The sequence below is a fragment of the Hymenobacter lapidiphilus genome (assembly GCF_013377885.1).
Taxonomy (GTDB): domain Bacteria; phylum Bacteroidota; class Bacteroidia; order Cytophagales; family Hymenobacteraceae; genus Hymenobacter; species Hymenobacter lapidiphilus.
Genome location: NZ_JABKAU010000007.1, coordinates 93634 through 118042, shown reverse-complemented (window position 1 = coordinate 118042; position 24409 = coordinate 93634). Strand labels below are relative to the sequence as shown.

General features: G+C 60.5%; 18 protein-coding genes and 1 riboswitch. Of the genes, 8 read left to right on the top strand and 10 right to left on the bottom strand.

The features are described 5' to 3' along the window. The first annotated feature begins 299 nt into the window (after window positions 1-299). On the top strand, window positions 300-1952 hold the full coding sequence (gene glgP / locus HW554_RS05555; RefSeq protein ID WP_176907577.1) for an alpha-glucan family phosphorylase: 1653 nt from the start codon (window positions 300-302) through the stop codon (window positions 1950-1952). A 121-nt stretch (window positions 1953-2073) separates the two neighbouring features. Here the strand turns inward: glgP and HW554_RS05550 are convergent, their stop codons facing one another. From HW554_RS05550 to HW554_RS05540, 3 genes are all read right to left on the bottom strand, one after another. Continuing rightward, complete coding sequence (locus tag HW554_RS05550; RefSeq protein WP_176907575.1) at window positions 2074-3249, bottom strand: glutathionylspermidine synthase family protein; 1176 nt, start codon at window positions 3247-3249, stop codon at window positions 2074-2076. Between the two features lie 168 nt (window positions 3250-3417). After that, window positions 3418-4098, bottom strand: a complete 681-nt coding sequence (locus tag HW554_RS05545) for a hypothetical protein (RefSeq protein WP_176907573.1) — start codon at window positions 4096-4098, stop codon at window positions 3418-3420. 62 nt (window positions 4099-4160) lie between these two features. Then, window positions 4161-4760: an arylesterase gene (locus HW554_RS05540; RefSeq protein WP_176907572.1), complete on the bottom strand. Its 600-nt coding sequence runs from the start codon at window positions 4758-4760 to the stop codon at window positions 4161-4163. Between the two features lie 232 nt (window positions 4761-4992). Here HW554_RS05540 and HW554_RS05535 point away from each other — a divergent pair, with 232 nt between their 5' ends. The 4 genes from HW554_RS05535 (at window position 4993) to HW554_RS05520 (ending at window position 9232) form a co-directional block, all read left to right on the top strand. Beyond that, a complete protein-coding gene (locus HW554_RS05535) occupies window positions 4993-5310 on the top strand; it encodes a thioredoxin family protein (protein ID WP_092739940.1) in 318 nt (105 codons plus the stop codon). A gap of 12 nt (window positions 5311-5322) precedes the next feature. After that, the gene (locus HW554_RS05530) at window positions 5323-5565 is read left to right on the top strand and encodes a DUF6952 family protein (protein ID WP_176907570.1); all 243 of its coding nucleotides are present in this window, start codon (window positions 5323-5325) and stop codon (window positions 5563-5565) included. A 156-nt stretch (window positions 5566-5721) separates the two neighbouring features. Beyond that, window positions 5722-6690, top strand: a complete 969-nt coding sequence (locus HW554_RS05525) for a zinc dependent phospholipase C family protein (protein ID WP_176907568.1) — start codon at window positions 5722-5724, stop codon at window positions 6688-6690. Between the two features lie 193 nt (window positions 6691-6883). Beyond that, window positions 6884-9232, top strand: a complete 2349-nt coding sequence (locus HW554_RS05520; protein ID WP_176907566.1) for a patatin-like phospholipase family protein — start codon at window positions 6884-6886, stop codon at window positions 9230-9232. Between the two features lie 152 nt (window positions 9233-9384). Here the strand turns inward: HW554_RS05520 and HW554_RS05515 are convergent, their stop codons facing one another. The 7 genes from HW554_RS05515 to HW554_RS05485 form a co-directional block, all read right to left on the bottom strand. Further along, window positions 9385-10203 (bottom strand): MIP/aquaporin family protein, encoded by an 819-nt coding sequence (locus HW554_RS05515; RefSeq protein ID WP_176907564.1) that lies wholly within the window; start codon window positions 10201-10203, stop codon window positions 9385-9387. A gap of 89 nt (window positions 10204-10292) precedes the next feature. After that, the gene (locus tag HW554_RS05510) at window positions 10293-11033 is read right to left on the bottom strand and encodes an alpha/beta fold hydrolase (RefSeq protein ID WP_176907562.1); all 741 of its coding nucleotides are present in this window, start codon (window positions 11031-11033) and stop codon (window positions 10293-10295) included. 319 nt (window positions 11034-11352) lie between these two features. After that, window positions 11353-13620 carry a T9SS type A sorting domain-containing protein gene (locus HW554_RS05505; protein ID WP_176907560.1) on the bottom strand — a complete coding sequence of 756 codons (2268 nt, stop codon included), beginning with the start codon at window positions 13618-13620 and terminating at the stop codon, window positions 11353-11355. Between the two features lie 293 nt (window positions 13621-13913). Further along, window positions 13914-14837: a bestrophin family protein gene (locus HW554_RS05500; RefSeq protein WP_176907558.1), complete on the bottom strand. Its 924-nt coding sequence runs from the start codon at window positions 14835-14837 to the stop codon at window positions 13914-13916. Window positions 14838-15111: 274 nt separating this feature from the next. Then, window positions 15112-16794, bottom strand: a complete 1683-nt coding sequence (locus HW554_RS05495) for a GMC family oxidoreductase (protein ID WP_246285117.1) — start codon at window positions 16792-16794, stop codon at window positions 15112-15114. A 52-nt stretch (window positions 16795-16846) separates the two neighbouring features. After that, window positions 16847-17443 (bottom strand): gluconate 2-dehydrogenase subunit 3 family protein, encoded by a 597-nt coding sequence (locus HW554_RS05490; protein WP_176907556.1) that lies wholly within the window; start codon window positions 17441-17443, stop codon window positions 16847-16849. Window positions 17444-17577: 134 nt separating this feature from the next. Further along, window positions 17578-18537 carry an SDR family oxidoreductase gene (locus HW554_RS05485; protein ID WP_246285116.1) on the bottom strand — a complete coding sequence of 320 codons (960 nt, stop codon included), beginning with the start codon at window positions 18535-18537 and terminating at the stop codon, window positions 17578-17580. Window positions 18538-18653: 116 nt separating this feature from the next. Then, window positions 18654-18765, top strand: a riboswitch (SAM riboswitch). 70 nt (window positions 18766-18835) lie between these two features. On the opposite strand from HW554_RS05485, the gene metH reads away from it, so the two are divergent. The 3 genes from metH to HW554_RS05470 all read left to right on the top strand — a co-directional run bounded on the left by metH (window position 18836) and on the right by HW554_RS05470 (window position 24378). After that, on the top strand, window positions 18836-22654 hold the full coding sequence (gene metH, locus HW554_RS05480; protein ID WP_176907554.1) for a methionine synthase: 3819 nt from the start codon (window positions 18836-18838) through the stop codon (window positions 22652-22654). Window positions 22655-22756: 102 nt separating this feature from the next. After that, window positions 22757-23713: a methylenetetrahydrofolate reductase [NAD(P)H] gene (gene metF, locus HW554_RS05475; protein ID WP_176907552.1), complete on the top strand. Its 957-nt coding sequence runs from the start codon at window positions 22757-22759 to the stop codon at window positions 23711-23713. A gap of 203 nt (window positions 23714-23916) precedes the next feature. Beyond that, a complete protein-coding gene (locus HW554_RS05470) occupies window positions 23917-24378 on the top strand; it encodes a tetratricopeptide repeat protein (RefSeq protein WP_176907550.1) in 462 nt (153 codons plus the stop codon). Window positions 24379-24409 lie beyond the last annotated feature (31 nt).

Below are 24409 nucleotides of genomic sequence, written 5' to 3'. Positions count from 1 at the left end.
CTGCCGTACCGTCCTGCAAAGCTACGGGAAGAGACAGGGGCCGACAGACTAATGATGTTACCTAATTATTACTAAACCAAGTGTATATAATTCTGGTCTGAAGTTCTGGAGGCTCCGATTTCGCCCCTTGCAATGGTGCTTGTTTGCCTTTTATCGGTGGCCGGTTAGCTTTTCGGGCTTGTTTGAGAAAACCAGCCGGGCGAGTCGGTTCTTTTGTTCTTTTTTTGGGTTGCCATCAGCCCGGTTTCTTCCGGGTTGCGTCTGGCTTTGTATTCACCAACCGCCGTTCTCTCCGCCCTATGGCTTTCGACCTCAACTACTACACGCCTGCTCCCGAGTTTGCCACCCCGGCCGCGTATTTCTCCATGGAATTCGCCCTCGATCAGGCCCTGAAAACCTACTCCGGCGGCCTGGGCTTCCTGGCCGGCTCGCACATGCGCTCGGTGTATGAGCTGAAGCAGAACGTCATCGGCATCAGCATTCTGTGGAGCTACGGCTACTACGACCAAAGCCGTAGCGACGACCAGACCATGCGGGCCGAGTTCCACCGCAAGCACTACAGCTTCCTGCAGGACACCGGCATCACCTTCCCCATTACCATCCACGAGGCCCAGGTGCAGGTGCGCGCCCTCTACCTCGACCCCGAGACGTTCGGCACGGCCCCGATGTTCTTCCTGACCACCGACATTCCGGAAAACGACCACCTCTCGCGCACCATCTCCCACCACCTCTACGACGGCGACACGGCCACCCGCGTGGCCCAGAGCATTCTGCTGGGTGTGGGCGGGGGCAAGCTGCTCGACGTGCTCAACCGCGAAACCGAAGTCTACCACCTCAATGAGGGCCACGGCCTGCCGCTGGCGTTTTTCCTGCACGAGAAGTTCGGCCGCGACCGGGCCAAAGTGCGCGAGCACCTGGTGTTTACCACCCACACGCCCGAACTGGCCGGCAACGAGGAGCACCCGCTGGAGCTGCTCTACAAGATGTCGTTCTTCGGCCGCCTGACGCTGGGCGAAGTACGAGATTTGGGTATCGTGGAGAACGAGCGGGTTAACTACACGCTCACGGCTCTGCGCTTCGCCCGCATCAGCAATGGCGTGTCGAAGGTGCATGGCAAGGTGGCCAACGAAATGTGGGGCCACAACGAAGGCATCAGCCCCATCATCGCCATTACCAACTCGCAGAACGGCACCTACTGGCGCGACGAGCAACTGCACAAAGCCCTGGAAGCCAACAACGACGAGGCCCTGCTGGCCCGCAAGCGCGAGCTGAAAAAGCGCCTCTTCGACATCGTGGCCGACCAGACCGGCAAGCTGCTCGACCCCGACGCCCTGACGCTGGTGTGGGCCCGCCGTTTTGCCGGCTACAAGCGCGCCGACCTGATTCTGCGCCACTTCGAGCGGTTCCAAAAGCTGGTGACCGATACCGGTCGGCCGCTGCAGGTTATCTGGGCCGGCAAGCCCTACCCCAAAGATTTCGGTGCTATTGCTGTGTTCAACAGCCTCATCGAGAAGACCAAAAACTTCAACACCTGCGCCGTGCTTACGGGCTACGAGCTGGGGCTTTCGGCCGCCATGAAAAAGGGCTCCGATATCTGGCTGAACACGCCGCGCTTCCCGCGCGAGGCCTCGGGCACTAGCGGCATGACGGCCGCCATGAACGGCTGCATCAGCCTGAGCATCCCCGACGGCTGGATTCCGGAATTCGCCCGCGACGGTGAAAACAGCTTCCTGCTGCCCCTGGCCGAACTCAACGCCGCCGAAAACGAAAAGGACGACCTCGAAGCCACCGGCATCCTCGACGCCCTCGAAAACGACATCATCCCGCTCTACTACGATCAGCCCGCCAAGTTCCTGGCCATCCGCAAAGCCGCCATGCGCGACGTGGAGCCCGAGTTCGAGTCGGGGCGCATGGCTACCGAATACTACCAGCGGATGTACGACGCGAAATAAAGAACGATGTAGGGGCAGGGCTTGTCCCCGCCCGCCATTAAACGGTTTGGTCCTGGGTCGTTGAACGATTCAATCCCGGACCGTTCAACGGCGGGCGGGAACAAGCCCCGCCCCTATAGCGTTAGGCCGTGAGAATGTGCGGTACGAATTCGGAGAGGTTGGTGATGATGCCGGGGTCGCGGCGGTAGCTGAGGGCGCAGGCCTCGCCGGCCCAGAATACGCCCGCCTGGTAGCGGCGGCCCTGGGCATCGGTCGGGAAGTCGAGCCAGCGCTGGCGTACCTGGGGCTGGTTGCCGAACTCGCCAGGCTCCTCCTGGCGGGTGCGGATGCCGTCCATTTCGGTCAGGTTCTGGCCTTCGCGCCCAAACAGAGGCTTGCGGACGTGATGGCCCTGCATATTGCGCAGGCTGGCTTCTACCAGCAGCGGATGGTGCGGAAACGTGTCCCAGAGGTGAGCCAGCAGGGCCTTGCTCTGGAACAGTAGCGTGTAGGCGGGGTTGGCGATAATTACGTCGCGGGTGAGCAGCAGCTGGGTGAGGTCGGCAGTGAGGTCGGGCTCCTCGTCGGCCAGCAGCTCCCAGGGCACCAGCTTGAACAGGAAATCGAAGCGCTGCCACTGGTCGGGGCCCACTTCGGCCCAAACGCCGCGCTCCTCGCCCTGCACGGATACGCGCATGGCATCTACGCCGCAGCTATGGGCCGTGCTGAAGCCGGCCGCGCGGGCCGCTTCGGCCAGTACGGCGCAATTGGTTTCGTCCTCGGCGCTATCGGGCAGGTGTACCAGCAGCAGGTGCGGGTCTAGGTCGGGGTTCAGCTCGCGCCAGTGGCGCAGCTGGGCCTCCAGGCCCTCAAACAGACCGTTGGCCTGCCGCTCGTGGGCGGGGCGGCCGGCGGCCATCAGGCTGGCCCACTGCACCACGGCCGTTTCGGGGATGCTGGTAGCGGTGTCGGCATTGAACTCCACCAGCTTGGGACCTTCGGGGGTATCGGCTAAATCGAAGCGGCCGTAAAGGTGCCAGTGCCGGTCGTCGTTCCAGGAGTGGCGCACGGCCTCCCAAAGGTTGAGCGGGATGCCCAGCTGGCGCAGAAAGTCGTCGGGAATAGGGTCGGGGATGGACTCCACCAGCATCCCGTAGAGCGTGTCGGCAGCTTGCAGCAGCGTTTCGGCCTCAGCCTCCGATACGGCCAGGGCCTCCGGCGCCAGGTAAGCGGCGCAGGCTTCTTCCACGGCCCAATCCCAGCCCAACTCACGCATGGCCGGCTCCACATTGCCCGACAGCGGCAGCAAACGAATCATACAGAGCGAGTTAAATATAAGAGGGTGTACTGGTTGCGCAGCACGATGTAGGGGCGGGGCTTGTCCCCGCCCGCCGCCAGAACCGTTGTACTGCGTATCGTGCAACGGCGGGCGGGGACAAGTCCCGCCCCTACGTCGTGCTGTGTAACCTGATGGATGCGCAGCCGCTTAGCCGCCGAAACCCCGCGAGCTGCTCCGGCTGCCGAAGCCGCTCCGGCTGCCGCTGGGGGCTGAGTTGCGGAACGTGCCGCGTGGGGTGCTGCGCTGCACGCTGGAGCTGGGGCTGATACCCGAATTGCCGCCGTTGCGGTTACCCGTAAAACCCCGCCCGAAAAAGCCCCGCCCTTCGTTGGTGCGCTCCTGGGCGATAGTTTGCCGCCAGCCATTGTTGCGCTGCATGATGCCCGATGAGGCGTAGGCGCCGGTGTTGGGCGTCATCCAGCGGCCGGCCATATAGCCAATGCCGCTCCACATCAGCACATCCATCATGCCCCGGCCCGCCACCCGGTTTTCGGGGTTTTGGCGGGTGTAATTCTGCATCTGCTGCTGCAGGGCCTGGCCCTGCAGCGTATCCACCCGGCCATCAGCATGCCGCAGAATGGCCGCCACTTCTTCCTTGCCGGCCGGCCGCTCGGCGGTAATCTTCCACTGGCCCGGCTCCGTTTCTGTCATTTCGGTGATAACGCCCTGGCTGTAGGAGTCCGTGGCAGCATTGTCCCAGGAGGATTCTGCTTCTTCCGGGCGGCTGTCGTTGGAGGAGCAGGCGGGCAGCACGCCCAGGCTGGCTGCGGCCGTGAGCAGAAACAGGTTGCGGCGCCAGTCGCCGAGGTGGTAAAACGGGCGGTTCATAGAAGAGAGACAAGAAGATAAGTAGGGAGCAAAACTAGCAGGAATATGGTTCCGAAGCCCCTTTATTGCGGCGGCTCCAGTATCCCTTGGAGCACCTGCCACACGTTGTCGGCCAGCAGCTTTTGGCCCTCGGCGTTGGGGTGCACGCCGTCGGGCAGGTTGAGGTGGCGCTGGCCGATAACGCCGTGCAGCAGGAAGGGCACGAAATCGACTTCGTTCTTATCGGCCAGCTGGCGGAACAGGGCGTTGAACTCCTGGGCGTAGTGGCCGAACCGGCCGCCGGCCAGCGTGGCCAACGGGCCCAGATCAAACGGAAACTCCAGCCCTACCAGTACCCGGCGAGCCTGGGGGTGGGCGTGCTGCACCGCATCCAGCATAGACTGCAGGTTCTGGGTGGTTTCACGCACCGGAATACCGCGCAGCCCATCATTGGCTCCCAGTTCCAGCACGAACACATCGAGCTCGGGAAAGCGGGATAGTACTGTGGGCAGGCGCTGGCGGCCGCCGGCGCTGGTTTCGCCGCTCACGCCGTAGTTATGGGCCTTATAGGGCAGGTGCCGGGCATCAATTTTCTCCTGAATGCGCGAAGGAAAGGCGGCGCTGGCCGGCAGCTGGTAGCCGGCCGTAAGCGAGTCGCCAAAAAAGAGGATGTTCTGAGGCATAGAAATGGTAGGGCCGAACCGGCAGCAACTAAACGCGGCCAGCAGCCCATAGTTCCGGCGCTACAGCAACGGCCTGCAGTCCAAAACCGACTTTCGCAGCGCAGGCCTTTACCGTAGCATATAAATAGGACTACGAGAACCTTTCGGGGCCTTTTTACCGTTACCTTTGCTGGCAGATAAGAATCATTCTTATCTGCACAACACCGTCACCTGTCATCAAACCACTTTCAGAATGTCCGTTATTAAAGCCACCGACGCCGATTTTCAGCAACTGCTCCAGGAAAATGAGAAAGTAGTGGTGAAGTACTACGCCGATTGGTGCGGCAACTGCCGCCTGTTCTCGCCCAAGTTCAAGCGCCTGGCCCAGGCCGAGGGTAATGAGGATATGAAGTTTCTGGACGTAAACGCCGAGAGCAGCCCCGAGGCCCGCAAGCTGGCCAACGTTACCAACCTGCCTTTCTTTGCCGTCTTCCGCAACGGCGAACTGGTGGATACCGTGGCCGCCAGCAAGGAAGAGGCCGTGGCCTCGCTCATTTCCCGCCTCAACTAGCCTGCTGCCACTATGAAAATGCCTGTTATCCGCCACCTGGTGGAAACTCAGACCCTGGAAAGCCTGCTTGCCGCCGAAGAGGCCCTGCTCGAAGAGCAGACGCCCGCTTTCGAGGTGGAGGGTGAGGATGAAGGCGAGCAGCTGACCCACGTGTTTGCCGCCATCTTCATCATCAATCATATCCAGGACCACCAATCCGACTTTAAAACTGCCCTGCGCGAGTACACCAAAAAGGTGCGTGTGAGCATTAGTTAAGGCTTTTTTTAAGTTAAGAGTCAGGGCCGCCTGTCATCCTGAGCGCAGCGAAGGACCTTATTCCGTCAGACAAATATTGTCGCGGGGTAAGGTCCTTCGCTGCGCTCAGGATGACAGGCGGTTTTCTTTTGCCCGGAAGAAAACATATCTTCCCCCATGCGTCGCTTAGCTCCCTTCTTGCTGCTGCTACTGTTGCTGCCGGCTCCGGCCCGGGCCTGGGGGTTCTTCGCGCACCGGCTCATCAACCGGCTGGCTGTGTATACGTTGCCGCCCGAAATGGTCGTCTTCTACAAGGCCAACATTGATTACCTGACCACCAACGCCACCCGGCCCGACTCGCGGCGCACCCTGGTACCCGGCGAAGCACCCCGCCACTTCCTCGACCTCGATGCCTACGGCGACTCGGCGGCCTACAAGCTGCCCCGCTCGTACCCCGATGCGGTGGCCCTGCTGAGCGAGGATACGCTGCTGCGCAACGGCATTGTGCCCTGGCAGGTGGCCCGCATGAAAGGCCAGCTGACGGCCGCATTTCAGGCCCGCGACACCGACCGGATTCTGCACCTGTCGGCCGATTTGGGCCATTACATTGCCGATGCCTGCGTGCCGCTGCACACCACCCGCAACTACAATGGCCAACTTACGGGCCAGCGCGGCATCCACGGGTTCTGGGAGAGCCGCCTGCCCGAGCTACTGAGCGGCGGCTACGACTTTTTCACTGGCCCCGCGCCTTACCTGGAGCGGCCCACCGACGTTATCTGGACTACTGTGGTCCGTTCCAGCGCCGCCCTCGACTCGGTGCTGCGCTTCGAGCGGGAGCTGAGCCGCGAGTTTTCGGAAGACCGCAAGTACGGTTTCGAGCAGCGCGCCAACGTGACGGTACGTACCTACTCGCGCGATTTTGCCCGCGCCTACCACCAGCGCCTGAGCGGGCAGGTAGAGCGCCAGATGAAGCTGGCCCTGCGCTTGGTAGGGGCCTTCTGGTACACGGCCTGGGTAGATGCCGGCCAGCCCGACCTCGATAAGCTGCCCCGCACTCCCTCCGAAAAGGAGCAGCAGCGCCTAGCTCTTGAAGCCAAGCAGCTCGAAAACACGCCCGTGCGCCCGGCCGCCGGCCACGAAGATTGAAGCCGTACTGCTGCGCGCAATACCCCGGAACGATAGGTTAGGCAGCATGCTGGCTTACTGCCTTAAATCCCCGTTCTTTGCGCGCCCAATGAGGGGCGGAAGCCGCTGATAGCCAATATTGCACCGGTCGGATAACTCCGGACCCGGTGCTGCGTAGGAAGCGGACTTGCCTGAGCATTTCTACCAAAAAAATATGCGAAAATTTTATTGCGCGCTGGCCTTGCTGGTGCTGTTGCTCCCGGGTGCCGTGCAGGCCCAGAAAGTGGGCCTGGTACTAAGCGGGGGCGGGGCTAAGGGCCTGGCACACGTGGGCGTGCTGCGGCAACTGGAGAAAAACCAGATTCCCATCGATTACATAGTGGGCACCAGCATGGGCGCCATTGTGGGCGCGATGTACGCGGCCGGCTACTCGCCCGATGAGATTGAGACTATTGTGCTGCGGCCCGAGTTCCAGACCTGGGTATCGGGGGCGCCGCTGGAGGGCAAGGTGTACAACTACTACGATGCCGACCCCACGCCGGCCCCGCTGCACCTGCGCCTGGCCATCGATACGAGCTTCAACATCCGGGTAACGCCGCGGCTGGTAGATGACGTGACGCTTAACTACGTGCTGGCCACTATGCTGGCCCCGGCCGGTGCCATTGCCGATTACAACTTCGATAACCTGCTGGTACCCTACCGGGCCGTGGCGACGGAGGTGTTTACCCGCGAGAAGGTAGTCCAGCGCAGTGGCTCACTTTCCGATGCCGTGCGCAATTCCATGGCCTTCCCGCTGGCCTTCCGGCCCATCCGCCAGGCAGATGGCCGCTACCTTTTTGACGGGGCCGTGGTGGACAACTTCCCGACCGGAGTAATGCGCAAGGAGTTTGCGCCCGATATTATGATCGGGGTGAATGTAGGCGACGTGGCGTTCAAGAAGTACCCCAAGGAGCGCGATGATGAACTGCTGACCTCCACACTGTTGTTTCTGGGTTCCAACGTGGCCGATACCATGTCGGTGGGCCCCAACGGCATCTACATCCAGCCTGACCTGAACGATATTACGGCGGCCGACTTCGACCAGGCCAAGCGGCTGGTGGAGCTGGGCGCCCAGGCCGCCGACAGCCAAATGGAGCTGCTGAAGAGCCGTATTGCGCGCCGCCAGGATACGCTGGCGCTACAGGCCCGCCGGCTGGCTTTCCAGCAGCGCGCCCCCGATACGCAGTTCAAGCAGATAACCGTGCAGGGCTTGCCCCAGGAGCAGCAGGAGTTTGTGCGACGCTTTTTCCAGCGTTCGGGCTCCGACTACTATACGCCCGGCGACGTGGAGGAAGGCTACTACCGGCTGGTTAGCAACGATTTTTTCAACAACGTGTACCCGCGCATTCGCTACGACAAGAAGCAAGGCGGCTACGTGCTGGGGGTAGATGCCCGCCAGAACTCCAACCTGACGGCCGACCTGGGGGGCGTGCTCTCGACCCGCTCGATGAGCAACCTGCACCTGGGTGTCGGCTACCGCTACCTCAACCGCTACCTCTACACCATCAAGGCCGATGCCACTATCGGGCGCTTCTACAACGGAGCCCGGGCCTCGTTCCGGGTCAGCATCCCGGGCAACATTCCGCTCTACATCGAGCCGGTATTCGTGTTCAACAACTTCAGTTACCAGGATACCAGCCCGCTGCTGAAGTCGTCGGCCCAGAACTCGCAGATTCAGCAGCGCGACGTGAAAACGTTGCTGCAGGTGGGTTTCAGCCCCAACTACCGCAGCCGTTATGTGCTGAGCGGGGGCGTGTTTACCAACCGCGACCAGTTTGCCAACACCGACAACATCAACAGCGACGCCACTCTCGACCAGAACCGGCTGCAGGGCTTCACGGTTGGCCTCAGCTTCGAACGCAACTCCCTCGACCGGCGCCAGTATGCGGTATCCGGCCGGCGGGTTAAGATTGGGGTGCGCGGAGTAGGTGGCCAAGAACTCTATGCGCCGGGCAGCACGGCCGAGAACCCGGATGGTCAACTCTTGGCTGGCCGCCGGAAAAACCATCAGTGGCTAAAGGCGAGCCTGTTCAACGAGCAGTATTTCAAATTCAATAAGGTAGACACCCTGGGCCGCAAGGTGCACGCCTGGGGCTATCTGGTCGAAGTGCAGGCCAGCACCCAGGGCCCGTTTGCCACCTACCGCTCCTCACTCACGACCTCGGCCGCCTTCCTGCCGCTCACCGACTCGCGCACCCTGTTCATGGACCGTTACCGGGGCACGGCCTTCGCGGCTTTGGGGCTGCGCTACATCAAGGAAGTGCTAACCAAGCTCGAATGGCGCTCCGAGGTGTACGTGCACACGCTCGTGCGGCCCTGGGAGCGGCAGGAAACCAACCCACTGCTGCCTGAGCGCGGCAATACGGTTTCGCGGCCCTATCTCACACTCATGAGCGGCTTTGTTTACCAGTCGCCGGTTGGGCCGCTCTCGCTCCAGGCCATTCACTATGACGACCCGCGCCAGAAGTTTGGCGTATTCGCGCACATTGGCTTCCTGCTCTTCCGCGACCGGGCCCTGGATTAAGTAACGCGCTGCACCCACATGCGCAGCGGAGAAGGCCTTCCGGGATGACGAACCGACTATCAGTTCGTCATCCCGGAAAGCCTTCTCTGCTTGGTGCGTAGCACGGAATGAGGGTATGAGGGCTTGCTTCTCTTCGTATTACCTACCCATTGCTATTCCACCGGATGCTGTGGCGGCTCAGTACTCAGGGGGATGGTGGCAGGCCCGGCCAGGATGGAGCCTGACAGTGGCGAGTCGCGGAACAGCCGCTGGAAAAGCACTGCTGCCAGCCAGACCGCCAACAGAGGAGCTGCAAAGTACACCCACAAGGCCGTGTAGTTTTGGGCCGCCACGGCCGAACCCAGGCTGCGGGCCGGGTTCAGGCTCATGCCTGAGTACGGTGTTTCGACGATGATGTAGAAGGCCAGCAGCGCCCCCAGCAGCCAGCCGGCCAGATTCTGGAGGCGCTTGGTGTGCAGGGCCAGCAGCAGCACCGCCACCATGCCGAACGTGATACCAAACTCGGCTCCGAAAGCTACGGCTGCACCCTGCGGCCCCGGCAAGGTAAGGGCATAGTTTACCTCGGGATGCGTGAAGTAATGGCCCAGCAGTGCCAGCAGTACCTGCCCGGCCAGCAGGGCCCCAGCCACCTGGGCGAGCACATACCAGCAGGCGTCGGCCGCTTTTATTTTGCCTAGCTGCCAGAATGCCAGCGTTACGGCCGGGTTCAGGTGGGCCCCCGAGCGTTTGCCCCAGGGGCTGTACACGAGCACTACCACGGTCAGGCCGGCTACCAGCCCAATGAGGGCGCGCCCCACTATCGGTTGCCCCACCAGCTGCCGGGCCAGCCACGAGCCGGGGTAATGAACAGCCGTTGCAATCAGGCTCGCCATAAACAGGAACAGAAACAGCCCCGCAGCCTCGGTCAGGTAGTTGGACCAATGGCGCTTGGCCGATACCAGCAGATGAGCAAGAAAACTGGGTCGGCGCACGAGAGAAATAAGGGTTTGGTATGCTGATTTTTGATGCCTGGCGTAGTAGCCACGAGGCCTGCGAGAGTCCGTGGCAACTACGCCAGGCATCACTCCTTACCCCATTCCTGGGCGAAACGATGTAGCAGTGCGGCTACTTCCTCGGGTGCCTCATAGGGCAGCAGGTGGCCGGCCCCAGCCACTATTTCGAGGGGCGTACCGGCGGGCAGCAGCGGCAGTGTTTCGAGGCCATGCACCGAGGGTGAAAGCACCGGGTCCTGGTCGCCGGCCACCAAAGCGCAGGGCACCTCAATCCGGGCCATCCGGGCGCTGATGTTCTCGCGGCTGCCGTGCAGCAGCCAGGCCTCCCAGGCCGCGCGCGAGCTGGCCAAGTTGTCGGCCACCACTTGCCGGCGCGTGGCTTCGGGCAGGGGCTTGACCGTAATGTGGCGGGCAGTTTTCTCGGCTTCTTGCGGGTTGCCCCAGGCGTGCAGACTGGTTTGCCGGTCCTCGTCGGTCATGGGCTCGGGGCTGGGCGGTGAGGGGCTCAATAGCACCACACCGCCCAGGCCGGCCGGTTGGCGGGCGGCCAGTTCCAGCGCAATTTTGCCCCCCATGCTGTGGCCCACCAGCACATAGCGGCTCGGGCATTCGGCCGCAATAAAGCCAGCCACCGCATCGGCATAAGCCGCCACCGTAAAGCCATCAGGCGGGGCCGGAGCGCTACCAAAGCCCCCCAGATCGGGGGCTAGCAAACGGTATTCGGGAGCGAGCAACGCGGCCACCTGGTCGAACTCGTGGCCAGCGCCGGCCCAATAGTGCAGGCCGATAAAAGTGAGGGATTCGGGCATAGTATCTCTGCGAATGAAGCTGTTTAAAAAGTCAAAAGAATGTCATGCTTCGACTCCGCGGACGCCAGATGAAGCATGACGTCCTAACTGATTCCTGGCACTTCCTAAACAGCTTCAATGTCAGAAGGCAAGCTTCAATGCGAAGTAAAAGTTTTGTTGTTCACTCGTTCATCAGGCCCTTGCCTACTGTTCTTGCGTGGCAAATGGCCAGTAAAATTCTAAAATGCTCTGGCCGTAAAATAAACTGGCCGGCTCCTAACTAATAGGAGCCGGCCAGATATGTCGATTGGTGAAAATCGCGATACTATCGAAAAAGGACTTACTTCTTCACCACTCTCGTTGTAACCTGCGTTCCGTCAGCCATGGTGGCCTGTACGAAGTAGAGGCCAGACTTGAGACTTTCTATTCCATTCAAAGGGAAAGTACTGATGCCAATGGGCAGTGTAATCAATTGCTGGCTCACAACACGACCATTCGTGTCTAGTAAAACGATCCGTGTATCACCAGCCGTTTTTACCTGCAAATTCAACTTCAGTTCCGCATCAAACGGGTTCGGATAAGCACTCAGGCCAGCTTGATCAGATTTAACATTGAAGTTGACAACCTGAATGCTGGAATAACTCTGTTTACCGTCCCTGTCTGTTTGGAGCAGGCGGTAGTATCGGAGCGCTTTCTTGCCTGTTTCACTGTCTGTGAATCGGTATTCTTGGCGGACCGTGGTGCTACCGTCCTGGGCTTTGCTAACTACTATGCCAAGCGTCCGGAACGTCTTTCCATCTTCTGAGATTTGTATAGCGAAGTCACGATTGTTGACTTCTGTTGCTGTCGCCCACGTCAGGTTTACATTGTTTCCGGAGCGCAACGCAGCGAACGAAATCAAGGAAACAGGCAGGGGGTTAAGGCGGCTGGCGAGCGTAATAGTGTTGATGCTACGTACTCCAGCAGTTGTAACTGTATTGCTTGCCACATTGGCAGTGCCTCCTAAATTAGTGAATGATGCCCCGCTGTCAGTTGTACGAAATATTTCTAATTCGGGCTCCGAATTACCATTCAATTCATTAATTGACATGCCACCTGTATTCTGGTCCGAATCATTGTAGGCAAATGATATAGTGGCATTGATGTCTATGTTCGGATTACCAACACTCACTCCGTATGACCTCTTCACGCTTTGAGATGCAGCGGAACTACCCCGGCCAACAAAGAATGGTCCTATAGAGCGCGTAATGGCAAACCGGCCAGCACCATCATTACCTGTTGTAACGATAAGACCAATATTGCCGAATGACTGTGGAACACCCATTTGTGGAATGTTGCTGGCTTTGGTGAGCCCCAAAATGAAAGAAGTATTCGTTTCTTTCTCTCCTACTACGGCACTAATTCTGCCTAATTCGCCTAAGTCGACAACCTCTTGACCCAGCGTACTGACTACCGGCTGATCACGCTGCCCGTTTACAAATTTCGTTGTGCGCAAAAGGACACCATCAGCAGGATTGGTGGGCAGAAACCGTATTGTACCTCCGGGTAATTCAAGGAGGCCAGTCAAAGACTTAATACCGGTGCCAGCAATGTTGACGTTGGCAAAACGCCCTTGGTCAAATGTTTGGTCTCCTCCTTCAAAAGAGATAGTTGCGCTTTGAAAGGTAGTTCCTCCTTGGGTCGGGATGGCATCTGCTGTTGCTAAGATGCCGTTAGCGCCATTTAGCAAGTCTCCATATATACGCAACACCCCATTCGTAACACGGATCAGTCCACGGTTGGTGAAACTAACCGCGTCTACCGTCAAATTACGAACGGCATACCGCTCGGTAATATCATTGAGGGCTGGGAAACGTGGAATTTGATTGGCACCCGTGCTCTCATTGCGCTCAAAAGGAATGAGTGCATCAGCCAGTTGATTGGGTACCCCGTTTGACCAGTTCGCCGGATTGGTCCAGTCGGTACTTACACTTCCATTCCAGACAGTCAGTGCGTTAGCAGGGGTTACGGCTGGAGGCACCACGCTAAACTCCGCACGGAAAGGCCCAGGTGTTGTAGACTGGGCATTCTGATTGATTAAAGGGAAGCTATTGCCCGTACCATCCGCTCTGAAGTAAACCTCCAGTTGGTATGTACCTCCACTCAGCAATCCAGTTAGGATATTTCCGCCGGTAGTGGTGGGAGCCGTCGAAAAACTGGTTGTTCTAAAGGAAGAGTTGCCTGCCCTACTAATATTTGCTAGGTCAACAACAGTGTACGCTGGCAAAGAAGCTGTACCATTCAAATAGGCACGGTAGAATAGTTTGCCAGAAACAGCATTATTGCTGCTGCCTATGGTAAAGACGTTCAGCGTTGCACTGGTGATGCGCAACTCACCAGTGGCTAAATCAAATAGGCCTAAGTTTCTAGTAGCACCAGTAGGTGGGTTCGTAGAGGTAGGGTCGAAGGCAGGGTTACCAGAAGCAGGATCTTCAGAATCTGTGCCGTAATAGGTAGTGGTTGCTGTTGCTGTGGTTGTAGTTGCGCGTACATCTAGAAAACTAGAACTAACGCCAGCTTGAGCCCAAGCATCATTCGAAGAACCAAGGCTCACAAACAGCGCCAGCAACGGCAGGAGCCGCCGCCAAACCTGGCCCCGGAGGGTGAAAATTTGATTAGATAAGGGTGCTTTCATTTTTACTTTAAAAAAAGGGGTTTTTCAAAAATTAGAGAGAATTCCCACCTGCGCGGGAGTGGAGAGCGACTATACGGACACGGAAAGATTAAGCCGTGTTTTTTTGGATTAAAAAACAATAAAGCTGCAGTATGTACAGGAAGTGCGTAAAATACTTTGTCTTATTTTTAACATATCGAAAATAATATATAATTATAACAAGCTTAGCAATAACTATGCCGGACGGTTCAGCGCACTACGCTGTAAGGTGGAGATGCCAGTGCTTTCTTAAAATGGGGCAGCTCCACATTGAGTACGTCGTGTACACTCACTCGAATTTTGTGCGCCAATTGGGTAATGGGCAAGTCGTTGCTATCGGTGCCAAAGGGCTGCTCGATTTCCTCGGCAATCATTACCAGTCCCAGCATAATATAGGCCCCTACCATCGTGATGGGAATCATCCAGTAGCCACTGCTGGCCAGTAGCACGAACGGCATAGTGCCGATGAAGAGGGTGATGAACATTTTAATGAAGAAGGTGTAGGAAAATGGGATGGGCGTCGACTTGATTCGCTCACAAACGCCGTTCACTTCCATCATGCCCAACAGATGGGGTTTAAAAACCAGTAAATGAATGGGGTCGATAATCTGGGCCTGCCGCAACTGCTCAATACTTTCCTGGATAACGGCCAGCAGGCAGACTGTGGGGCTCTCAGCAGACTGCAGCCGTTCGATAATGTCGGGGGTCGCCTCGAACTGCTCGAAGCGAACGTTGTTGCGCAGGCTGCCCTTGAGGGCCAGGGGGAAGTTGGAAATCAGAGCCGCATAGTAAGCACGGCTACGGGCGGCATCGCGGGGCAGAATGGCATTGAGCTCGATAGCCAACCCCCGGCAGTGCGACACCAGCTGCCCCCACACCCGCCGCCCTTCGTAGTAACGGTCGTAGGCGGTATTGGTGCGAAACACCAGCAGCAGGCTGAGCATGATACCCAGAAATGCGAAGTACTCGCGGCCCAGCTGAATAGGTACGGCGTGGTAGCGCAGCACAACCAGTGCCACGGTAGTGTTATAAACGCCCACCAGCGCCACCCGACGCAGCAATAACAGAATGACGCCGGATGTGTGGAAATGCCAGAGAGCCCGCCACCAGTCGCCGGCCTTGTAGATTATCATGGTTGCGGGTTTTGGAGCCTGCAACGCATCCGGCCGAAAAGGGTTTTGTTGTCTCTGAAAGTACCGCCAGACATGGGCGGTAGAAGGCCGGCATTAACCCTGGAGCTGCTTAGGAAGTCAAAGGACCGTCATGCTGAGCTTGCCGAAGCATCTCTACCGCTTCGTAGCAGTCGTTCAACGAAGCGGCAGAGATGCTTCGGCTCCGCTCAGCATGACGTTCTGATTGATTCCAAGTACTTCCTAAACAGTTTCAATAGCACCGCCTGCTACTTAATCAAGCTTTCTGATTTTCCAGAAATTTATCGGCCGTGCGCAGGCTCAGGGCCATGATGGTGAGGGCCGGATTAACGCTCAGGGCACTCGGGAACACCGAGTTGTCGCAGATATAGAGGTTGGGTACGTCGAAGGCGCGGCCGTTGGGGTCCACTACCGCCTCGGAGGCCGAAGTGCCCATGCGGGCCGTGCCGATGATGTGAGCGTACCGCTCGAAGGCCCAGATGTCCTTGGCTCCGGCGGCTTCCCAGATCTGGCGCATCGTGCGCTCGGCGTGCCGGTTCATGCGCTGCTCGTTCTCCTGGGCCGTGAAGTGCACGCGGGGCTTGGCCACGCCGCGGGCGTCTTTTTCGTCGCTTAGCTCCACGAAGTTGTCGGCGTGGGGCAGGCAGTCGCCCAGCACGTTGATGCCGGCAATGTGGTTGTAGTCGCGCATGTAATCGCGCAGGGGCTGGCCCCAGAGCTTGCGCTGGCGTACCATCTGGGTGGCAAACGTAACGGGCATCACCCCGATGCTTTGCAGTAGATAACCACCCACAAAGTCAGCGTCCTTGGGGCGGTGGGTGTCCTCGGAAATCAGGCCGCCCGGAATGCCTTTGTAAGGCCGGATATCCTCGGGGAAGGTACCCCACACCTGCATACCCACGTGGGCCATGAAGTGCTTGCCCACTTGCCCGCTGTTGAGCGCCAGTTCGTTGAGCAGCAGCAGCCGGGGCGTTTCGATGGCCCCGGCGCACAGAAACAGGTTGCGGCAGCGCTGGCGCACGGTGCGCCCGCCCTGCTCGTACACCACGGCCGTTACGTGGCCACGGGCGTCGCGCTCAATTTCGGTTACGTAGGCCCCGAGCCGAATTTCGGCCCCGTACTGTTCGGCCAAAGGCAGGAACGTGACGTCCATGCTGGCCTTGGCGCCGGTGCTGCAGCCAGCCTGGCAAAAGCCACGGTTGGTGCAGGCCTCACGCCAGCCCACCCCCTCCTGGTAGTAGCGCGCCGACAGGGCAGCGTTGGCTGCCGGCGAGGTCTTGATTCCGAGCTTCGCGCAGGCGCGTTCCATAAGCTGGGCCGCGCCATTGAGCGGCAGCGGAGCCAGCGGGTAGCCTTTTCGGCGGCCGGGGTCCCAGGGGTAGGGTGTAGGACCCGAAATGCCCATAAAGTGCTCCAACTCCTCGTAATACGGCTCCAGCTCCTCAATGCCAAAGGGCCAGTCAACCCCTTCCCCAAACTCGGTGTGCAGGGTCAGGTCGCCGCGGTGGGCGCGGGGCGTGTAGGCGGTGTAGTGCAGCGTCGAGCCGCCGTAACCAATGCCGGAGTTGTTTTTGCCGAAGGCCACCGGGTTTTTGCCAGCCGACAGCCGTTCATCGTTCCAGAACAGGAAGTTCTGGGCTTTCTCGTCGGTGGCAAACTCGGTTTTGGGGTCGTGGCGGACACCGGCTTCGAGGGCTACCACGCGGCGGCCGGCCTGGGCCAGCCGGGCCAGCAGCGGGGCACCGCCCGCGCCGGTGCCAATCACCAGGCAGTCTACCACTTCGTCGGGGTCGGGAAGGGGGGCGGGCTGCTCCAGCGGGTTGCGGCTGGGGTCGGCCTGCAGGTCGTTTTCTTCGAGTATCTCCCGCAACAGCGGGTCCTGTATTTCGGGCTGTGTGGGCGTCAGGGTGCCTTCTTCCAGCGTTTCTTCGTCGGGCATGTGGTAGGGTCGTAAGGGGGTAAAATGGGGAGTCGACGTTCGGCCGCAGGTGCTATTTCGTTCCTTCCGGTTCGCGGGGCTCCAGCTCATTCAGGCCAATACGTTGCCAGCCGGGCACGTCGGCCATGCCCACATACCCGATTTCCTCCTGGGCCAGCGGGTGAGCGTAGTAAGATTCGGTCAGCTCGGCCAGCATCTCCTCAAAAAAGCGGTCCTGGGGCAGTTGACTCCAGTTTTCGCCGGGGGCTTCGGCGGCGGCAAGCAGCGCTATAAGGCTGTCCTGCTGAGCCTCATCCAGCTCCAGGAAAGGCTTCTGAAATTTGGCTTCGGCGGCCTGGTTTATGCCGCCTAGGCCGAGACGGTAAGCTTCGCGGTCGGGCGGCATGGAGTCGTAGCGCCAACCGTCGGCATCCCCCTTCAGCAGGCGCGCATCTACGGCCGGAGCCAACGCGATGGGTGTTTCGCGGTCGGGCTGCGGGTAGATGCGGGCGGCTACAGCCTGCAGCAGCCGGTAGGTATCGGCATCGAAAAACTGCGGCTCATAGGCAGCTGGGGCCGTTAGCCGGGCCTCCAGCGCCGCCCGGGTGGCGGGGGTTACCAGGTCGGTTTGCAGCAGGGCCCTGACGGTGCCTTCGGGATAATGGGGCATTCGGTTGGAAATAGAGGTGTGAGAAGGTCAGTTGTCGGGCCAACGGGCAGTAAACAGCAACCACAGCAACGCAACCGCCGAGTTGGCGGCAGGTTCAGCCTGGCCAGCAGGTTTTGCGCCGGAAGCCGGCCAGTCTAGTCGTCGCTGCTGAGCTTGCCGCCGGTTACCTGCACCAGCGAGCCGGTCATGAACGAGCCGTCCTGCGAGGCCAGCAGCACGTAGGCGGGGGCCAGTTCCTCGGGCTGGCCGGGGCGTGCCAAAGCCACCTCATGGCCGAATTTGGCAATTTCCTCCTTGGGCATCGTGCCCGGAATGTTGGGCGTCCAGACCGGGCCCGGCACCACGCAGTTCACCCGGATGCCCCGCTCGCCCAGGTTCAGGGCCAGGCTTTTGGTGAAGGCATGGATGGCGGCCTTGCTGCTGGCGTAGTCAATGAGCAGCGGTATGCCCGTCATGCCCACAATGCTGCCGGTATTGATGATGCAGTCGTGCTTCTGCATGTGGGGCACGGCGGCCTGCGCCATCCAGATGTAGCCCAGAATATTGGTGTCGAAGGTGCGCCGAATCTGTTCCTCCGGAATATCCTCGAACTTCTGCTGGGCCATCTGGTAGGCGGCGTTGTTCACCAGAATATTGAGGCCGCCCAACTCGGCGCGGGTGCGGCGGACGGCTTCCTTGCACTGCTTGGGCTCGCGCACATCGTGTTTCAGCAGCAGGCACTGGCGGTTCTGGGCTTCCACGAGGCGCTTGGTTTCCTCGGCATCCACGGTGTTTTCATTATAGAGCACGGCCACGTGGGCACCTTCCATGGCAAAGGCCACGGCCACGGCCCGCCCGATACCCGAGTCGGCCCCGGTTATCAGGGCCACTTTATCCTGGAGTTTGCCGGCAGGCCGGTAGGTGCTGAAACTCATGCCCGGCTGCAGCTCCATATCGGCCTGTTTGGCCGGGTAGGGTAGCTTTTGAGCATGTTTGGCCATGTCTTTGGCGGTAGGATGCTCCACGGGTTCGGGCGCGTGGCCGGCTGCTTTGGCTGCCTTCTGGGCGGCGGGCGTGGCGGCTTTAGCGGGGGTAGGGTTCTTCTTGGTAGCCATAACTGAAGTTCGATAGGGTGGAAGTAAGGCTTACGCGAAACCGGAAGCGACGTTGGGAAAGCATGGCCACCCTGCCGTCTTGCCAATCTGTGGTTTCGGCCGTATCTTTGCCCCGTTACTTATCCAGAAAGACCGAGGGATTGGGCCCGATGACGTCTTAGCAACCTGATTTAAACAAGGTGCTAACTCCCTTTTCAAGCCGCTGGTCGGTCTGGAAGAAGATAAGTGCGGAACCGGCTTTGTGCCCGGCTCTTTCTGGATAGGCGTTTTTATCGCCGATTTTTCCAGCCGAGCCGTTATGCCGACCTCTTCCGCCGCCGCCCCAATTACTGCTGCTGTTTCGCCATTGCACGCCATTCTGCGCCAGCGCGTGCTGGTGCTCGATGGGGCCATGGGCACCATGATTCAGCGCCACCCGCTAACGGAGGAGGACTTCCGCGGGGCACGCTTCGCCGACCACCCCAAGCCCCTGCGCGGCAACAACGACCTGCTTAGCCTCACCCGCCCCGACATCATCCAGGGCATTCATGCCGAGTATTTCGCCGCCGGGGCCGACATGGTGGAAACCAACACGTTTTCGGGCACCACCATTGCCCAAGCCGATTACGGGCTGGAACATGTGGTGTACGAACTGAACTACGAGTCGGCGCGGCTGGCCCGGGTGGCGGCCGACGAGTATTCGGCCCGCACGCCCGGTAAGCCGCGCTTTGTAGCCGGGGCCATCGGCCCCACCAACCGCACCGCCTCCCTCTCGCCCGACGTGAACCGCCCCGGTTTTCGGGCCGTGACGTTTGATGAGCTGGCCGCCGCCTACCACGAGCAGGTACGCGGCCTCGTGGACGGGGGCGTAGATGCGCTGCTGATTGAAACCATCTTCGACACGCTCAATGCCAAGGCCGCCCTGTACGCCGTGCAGCAGTTTTTTGATGAGGGCGGCCGGGAGGTGCCGCTCATGATTTCGGGCACGATTACCGATGCTTCGGGCCGCACCCTGAGCGGACAGACCGTGGAGGCCTTCTGGAACTCCATCCGCCACCTGCCGCTACTGAGCGTGGGCCTCAACTGCGCCCTCGGTGCCGACCAGCTCAAAACCTACGTGCAGGAGCTGGCCCGCCTCGCCGACGTTCACGTTTCGTCCTACCCCAACGCCGGCCTGCCCAACGCCTTCGGCGGCTACGATGAGTCGGCCCGCGAGTTTGCCGATGTAGTGGAAAACTACCTCAAGGAAGGCCTCGTGACGATTGTGGGCGGCTGCTGCGGCACCACGCCCGAGCACATTGCCGCCTTGAGCGAGCTGACGGAACGGTATGCACCACGGACCCCTCCCCAACCCATCCCCAAAAGGGAGGGGCTTACATTGGCCTCTAACAATCCCAACCCAACGGCCACGACTGGCACCCCTCCCTTTTGGGGAGGGGCTGGGGGTGGGGTCACGCGCCTCGCCGGCCTCGAACCGTTCAATATCACGCCCGAAAGCCTGTTTGTGAATGTGGGCGAGCGGTGCAACGTAACCGGCAGCCGGGCCTTCGCGCGCCTCGTGCGTACCGGCGACTACGACGCGGCCCTGGCCGTGGCCCGCGAGCAGGTGGAGGGCGGCGCGCAGGTGCTCGACATCAACATGGACGAGGGCATGCTCGACTCGGAGCTGGCCATGACCACGTTTCTGAACCTGATTGCCTCGGAGCCCGATATTTCGCGGGTGCCCGTCATGATCGACTCCTCGAAGTGGAGCGTGCTGGAGGCCGGCCTTAAGTGCGTGCAGGGCAAGAGCATCGTCAACTCGATTTCGCTGAAAGAAGGTGAGGAAGTGTTTTTGCAACGGGCCCGCACCGTGCGCCAGTACGGGGCCGCTATGGTGGTGATGGCCTTTGATGAGGACGGCCAGGCCGACACGCTGGAGCGGCGTATTGCCATCTGCCAGCGCAGCTACGACCTGCTGATGGGCATCAATTTCCCGGCCGAGGACATCATTTTCGACCCCAACATCCTCATCGTGGGCACCGGCCTGGAGGAGCACCGCAACTACGGCGTCGAGTTTATTGAGGCCGTGCGTTGGATAAAAACCCACCTGCCGGGCGTGCTCACCAGCGGGGGCGTCAGCAACATCAGCTTCTCGTTCCGGGGCAACGATGTGGTGCGCGAGGCCATGCACGCGGCCTTCCTCTACCACGCCATCCGGGCCGGGCTGGATATGGGCATCGTGAACCCCAACCAGCTGGCCGTATACGACGAGGTGCCGCCAGTCCTGCTGGAGCTGGTAGAAGACGTGCTGCTCAACCGCCGCCCCGACGCCACCGAGCGGCTGCTGGAGTTTGCCGAAACCGTAAAAGACCAGAAGGGCACGAGCAACCAACCGGCGGCCGGTAGCCTGGATTGGCGCAACCTGCCGGTGCAGGAGCGGCTGGCCCACGCGCTCATCAAGGGCATTACCGATTTCATCGACGAGGATACCGAGGCCGCCCGGCAGGAACTCAGCCGGCCGCTGGAGGTGATTGAGGGGCCGCTGATGGCCGGTATGGGCGTGGTCGGCGACCTGTTTGGGGCCGGCAAAATGTTCCTGCCCCAAGTAGTAAAATCGGCGCGGGTGATGAAGAAAGCCGTGGCCTACCTGGAACCCTACCTGCTGGCCGACAAGCAGAGCGGCGACCGGCAGACGGCCGGTAAAATTCTGCTGGCCACCGTGAAGGGCGACGTGCACGACATCGGCAAAAACATCGTGGGCGTGGTGCTGGCCTGCAACAACTTCGACATCGTGGATTTGGGCGTGATGGTGCCGCTGGAACGGATTCTGGACGAGGCCCAGAAACAGGGCGCCGACATGATTGGCCTGAGCGGGCTGATTACGCCGAGCCTCGACGAGATGGTGTACGTGGCCCAGGAAATGGAGAAGCGCGGCCTGAAAACGCCGTTGCTCATCGGCGGCGCTACCACCTCCCGGCTGCACGCGGCCGTGAAAATCGCACCCCAGTATTCGGGGCCCATTGTGCATGTCAACGACGCCTCGCGCTCGGTGGGCGTAGCCGCCAGCCTGCTCGGCTCGGCCCGGGAAACCTACGCCCGCGCCATCCACGACGAGTACCGCCAGCTCCGTAACGACTACGCCGGCCGCCAGCGCGAAAAGGCCTATTTAGCTATTGAAGCCGCCCGCGAAAACGGCTTCAAAGCTGATTGGGCAACCACGCCCATCACCAAACCCAGCTTTTTGGGCACCAAGGTGCTGGAAGACTACGACCTAGCCGAGCTGGCCGAATACATCGACTGGACGCCGTTTTTCCAGACCTGGGAGCTGAAGGGCCGCTACCCGCGCCTGCTCGACGACCCGACAGTGGGCGAGGCCGCCACCCAGCTTTTCCAGGATGCCCAGGAAATGCTCCGCCGCGTTATCAATGAGAAGCTGCTCACGGCCCGCGCCGTTATCGGTTTCTGGCCCGCCAACACCGTGGGCTACGATACGATTGAGGTGTACCAGGACGACGCGCGCCAGCAGGTGCAGGCCGAGTTCTTTACCCTGCGCCAGCAAAGCGAAAAGGCCGCCGGCGTGCCCAATCTGGCCTTCTCCGACTTCCTGGCTCCCCGCCAAACCGGCCGCGCCGACTACATCGGGGGCTTTGCCGTCACGGCCGGCTTGGGCATCGAAAACCTGCTGGAGCAGTACGCCGCCGAGCACGACGACTACAGCAGCATCATGCTCAAAGCGCTGGCCGACCGTCTGGCCGAGGCCTTCGCCGAGCGGCTGCACCAGCGGGTGCGCGAGGAGTTCTGGGGCTATGCGCCGGCCGAAAGCCTCTCCAACGACGACCTCATTCAGGAGAAATACCAGGGCGTACGGCCCGCTCCTGGCTACCCCGGCTGCCCCGACCACACCGAAAAAATCACGCTTTTCCAGCTCCTCGACGCCGAGAACAACACCGGTATCTCGCTCACCGAAAACCTGGCCATGTACCCCGCCTCCTCGGTCAGCGGCCTCTACTACGCCCACCCCGACTCACGCTACTTCGGCCTCGGCCGCATTGGTGCCGACCAGGTAGCCGACTTGGCCGAACGCAAGGGCATGCCGCTGCCGGAGCTGGAGCGCTGGCTGATGCCGAATCTGAACTACGAGCCCAAAACGGTGTAGGGGCGGGGCTTGTCCCCGCCCGGACGGTCGCGCCGTCCGCTCAATCCTTTTACACGACATCGTTCCGCTAGCCGGGCGGGGGCAAGCCCCGCCCCTACTTGTATGAAAGTAACTGAACACCTAACTCGCGCCGAGGGCAAAACCCTGTTTTCCTTCGAAGTACTGCCGCCCAAAAAGGGCGAGAATATCCAGACGCTGTTTTCCAATATCGAGCCGCTGCTGGAGTTCAAGCCGCCATTTATTGACGTGACCTACCACCGCGAGGAGTACGTGTACCGCCAGCACCCCAACGGCCTGCTCGAAAAGAAAACCGTGCGCCGCCGCCCCGGCACGGTGGGCATCTGCGCGGCCATAAAAAACCGCTTCGACGTGGACACCGTGCCCCACCTGATTTGCGGCGGCTTCACGAAGGAGGAAACCGAAAACGCCCTCATCGACCTCCACTTTCTGGGCATCGACAACGTGCTGGCCCTGCGTGGCGACCCAATCAAGAGCGAGGGACGCTTCATGCCCGAGCCCGACGGCCACAGCTACGCCTGCGACCTGATTGGGCAGGTGTCGGACCTCAACAAGGGCGAGTACCTCGATGAGGCTCAGGACGATACCTGGGCCACCGACTTCTGCATTGGTACGGCTGGCTACCCCGAAAAGCACTTCGAGTCGCCCAACTACGGGGCCGATTTGCGCTACCTCAAGCACAAGGTCGACCGCGGGGCCGAGTACATCGTGACCCAGATGTTCTTTGACAACGAGCAGTTTTTTGCTTTTGAGCGGCGCTGCCGCGAAGCCGGCATTATGGTGCCCATCATCCCCGGCCTCAAGCCGCTCACCACCAAAGGCCAGCTTACCATGCTGCCGCGTACCTTCTATCTCAACCTGCCCGAGGAGCTGGCCGACGCCGTGCACCTGGCCCCCGACAACGCTGCCGCCCGCCAGATCGGCCTCGAATGGTGCATCAACCAGAGCCGCGAGCTGATGGCCCACGGCGTGCCCTGCCTGCACTACTATAGCATGGGCAAATCCGACAGCATCCGCCAGGTAGCGGCCGCGCTGTTCTAGCGTGATGGGGTGGAGAAAACAGTGAGTTGAACGTCATTCAGAGTGTAGCGAAGAATCTCGCGTGCTGACGTTGTTATACTATGGCAACGTCAGCACGCGAGATTCTTCGCTACGCTCTGAATGACGTTCTTTATACTTGCCACCAATAAGGCAGCCTGACCGCCAACTCCCTATCTCACCCTCTCACTTTACCGCCTCACCTCATGCTCGACGACCTGTTCAGCCGCCTGCGCGAGGCCACGGCACCGGCCGAAATTGAGACCCTGCAGGATGGCATCTGGCAAATCTGGCTCACGGCCGGCCACCCGCTGCTGGATAAGCGCCTCGAAACCGGCACCCGCGCCCTCTCGGCCGGCGACTACGGGCTGGCCATCCGCGAATTCACCTTCCTCACCGAAACAGCGCCCGACTATGCCGAGGGCTGGAACAAGCGGGCCACCGCCTACTTTCTGCGGGGCGAGTACAAAGCGGCCCTCGGAGACGTGCGCGAAACCTTGCTGCGCGAGCCCCGCCACTTCGGGGCGCTGTCGGGCCAGGCACTTATGCTGCGCGCCCTCGGCGACGCGCGCGGTGCGGTGCGGGTGCTGCAGCGCATCGAGCAGATCTGCCCCGCCTGGCCCGGTTTGCAGGCCCAGCTGCGCACCTTGCGGGAGGAGCTTGAGTAATAGAATGAATTTGTATTTTTATATGAAATGA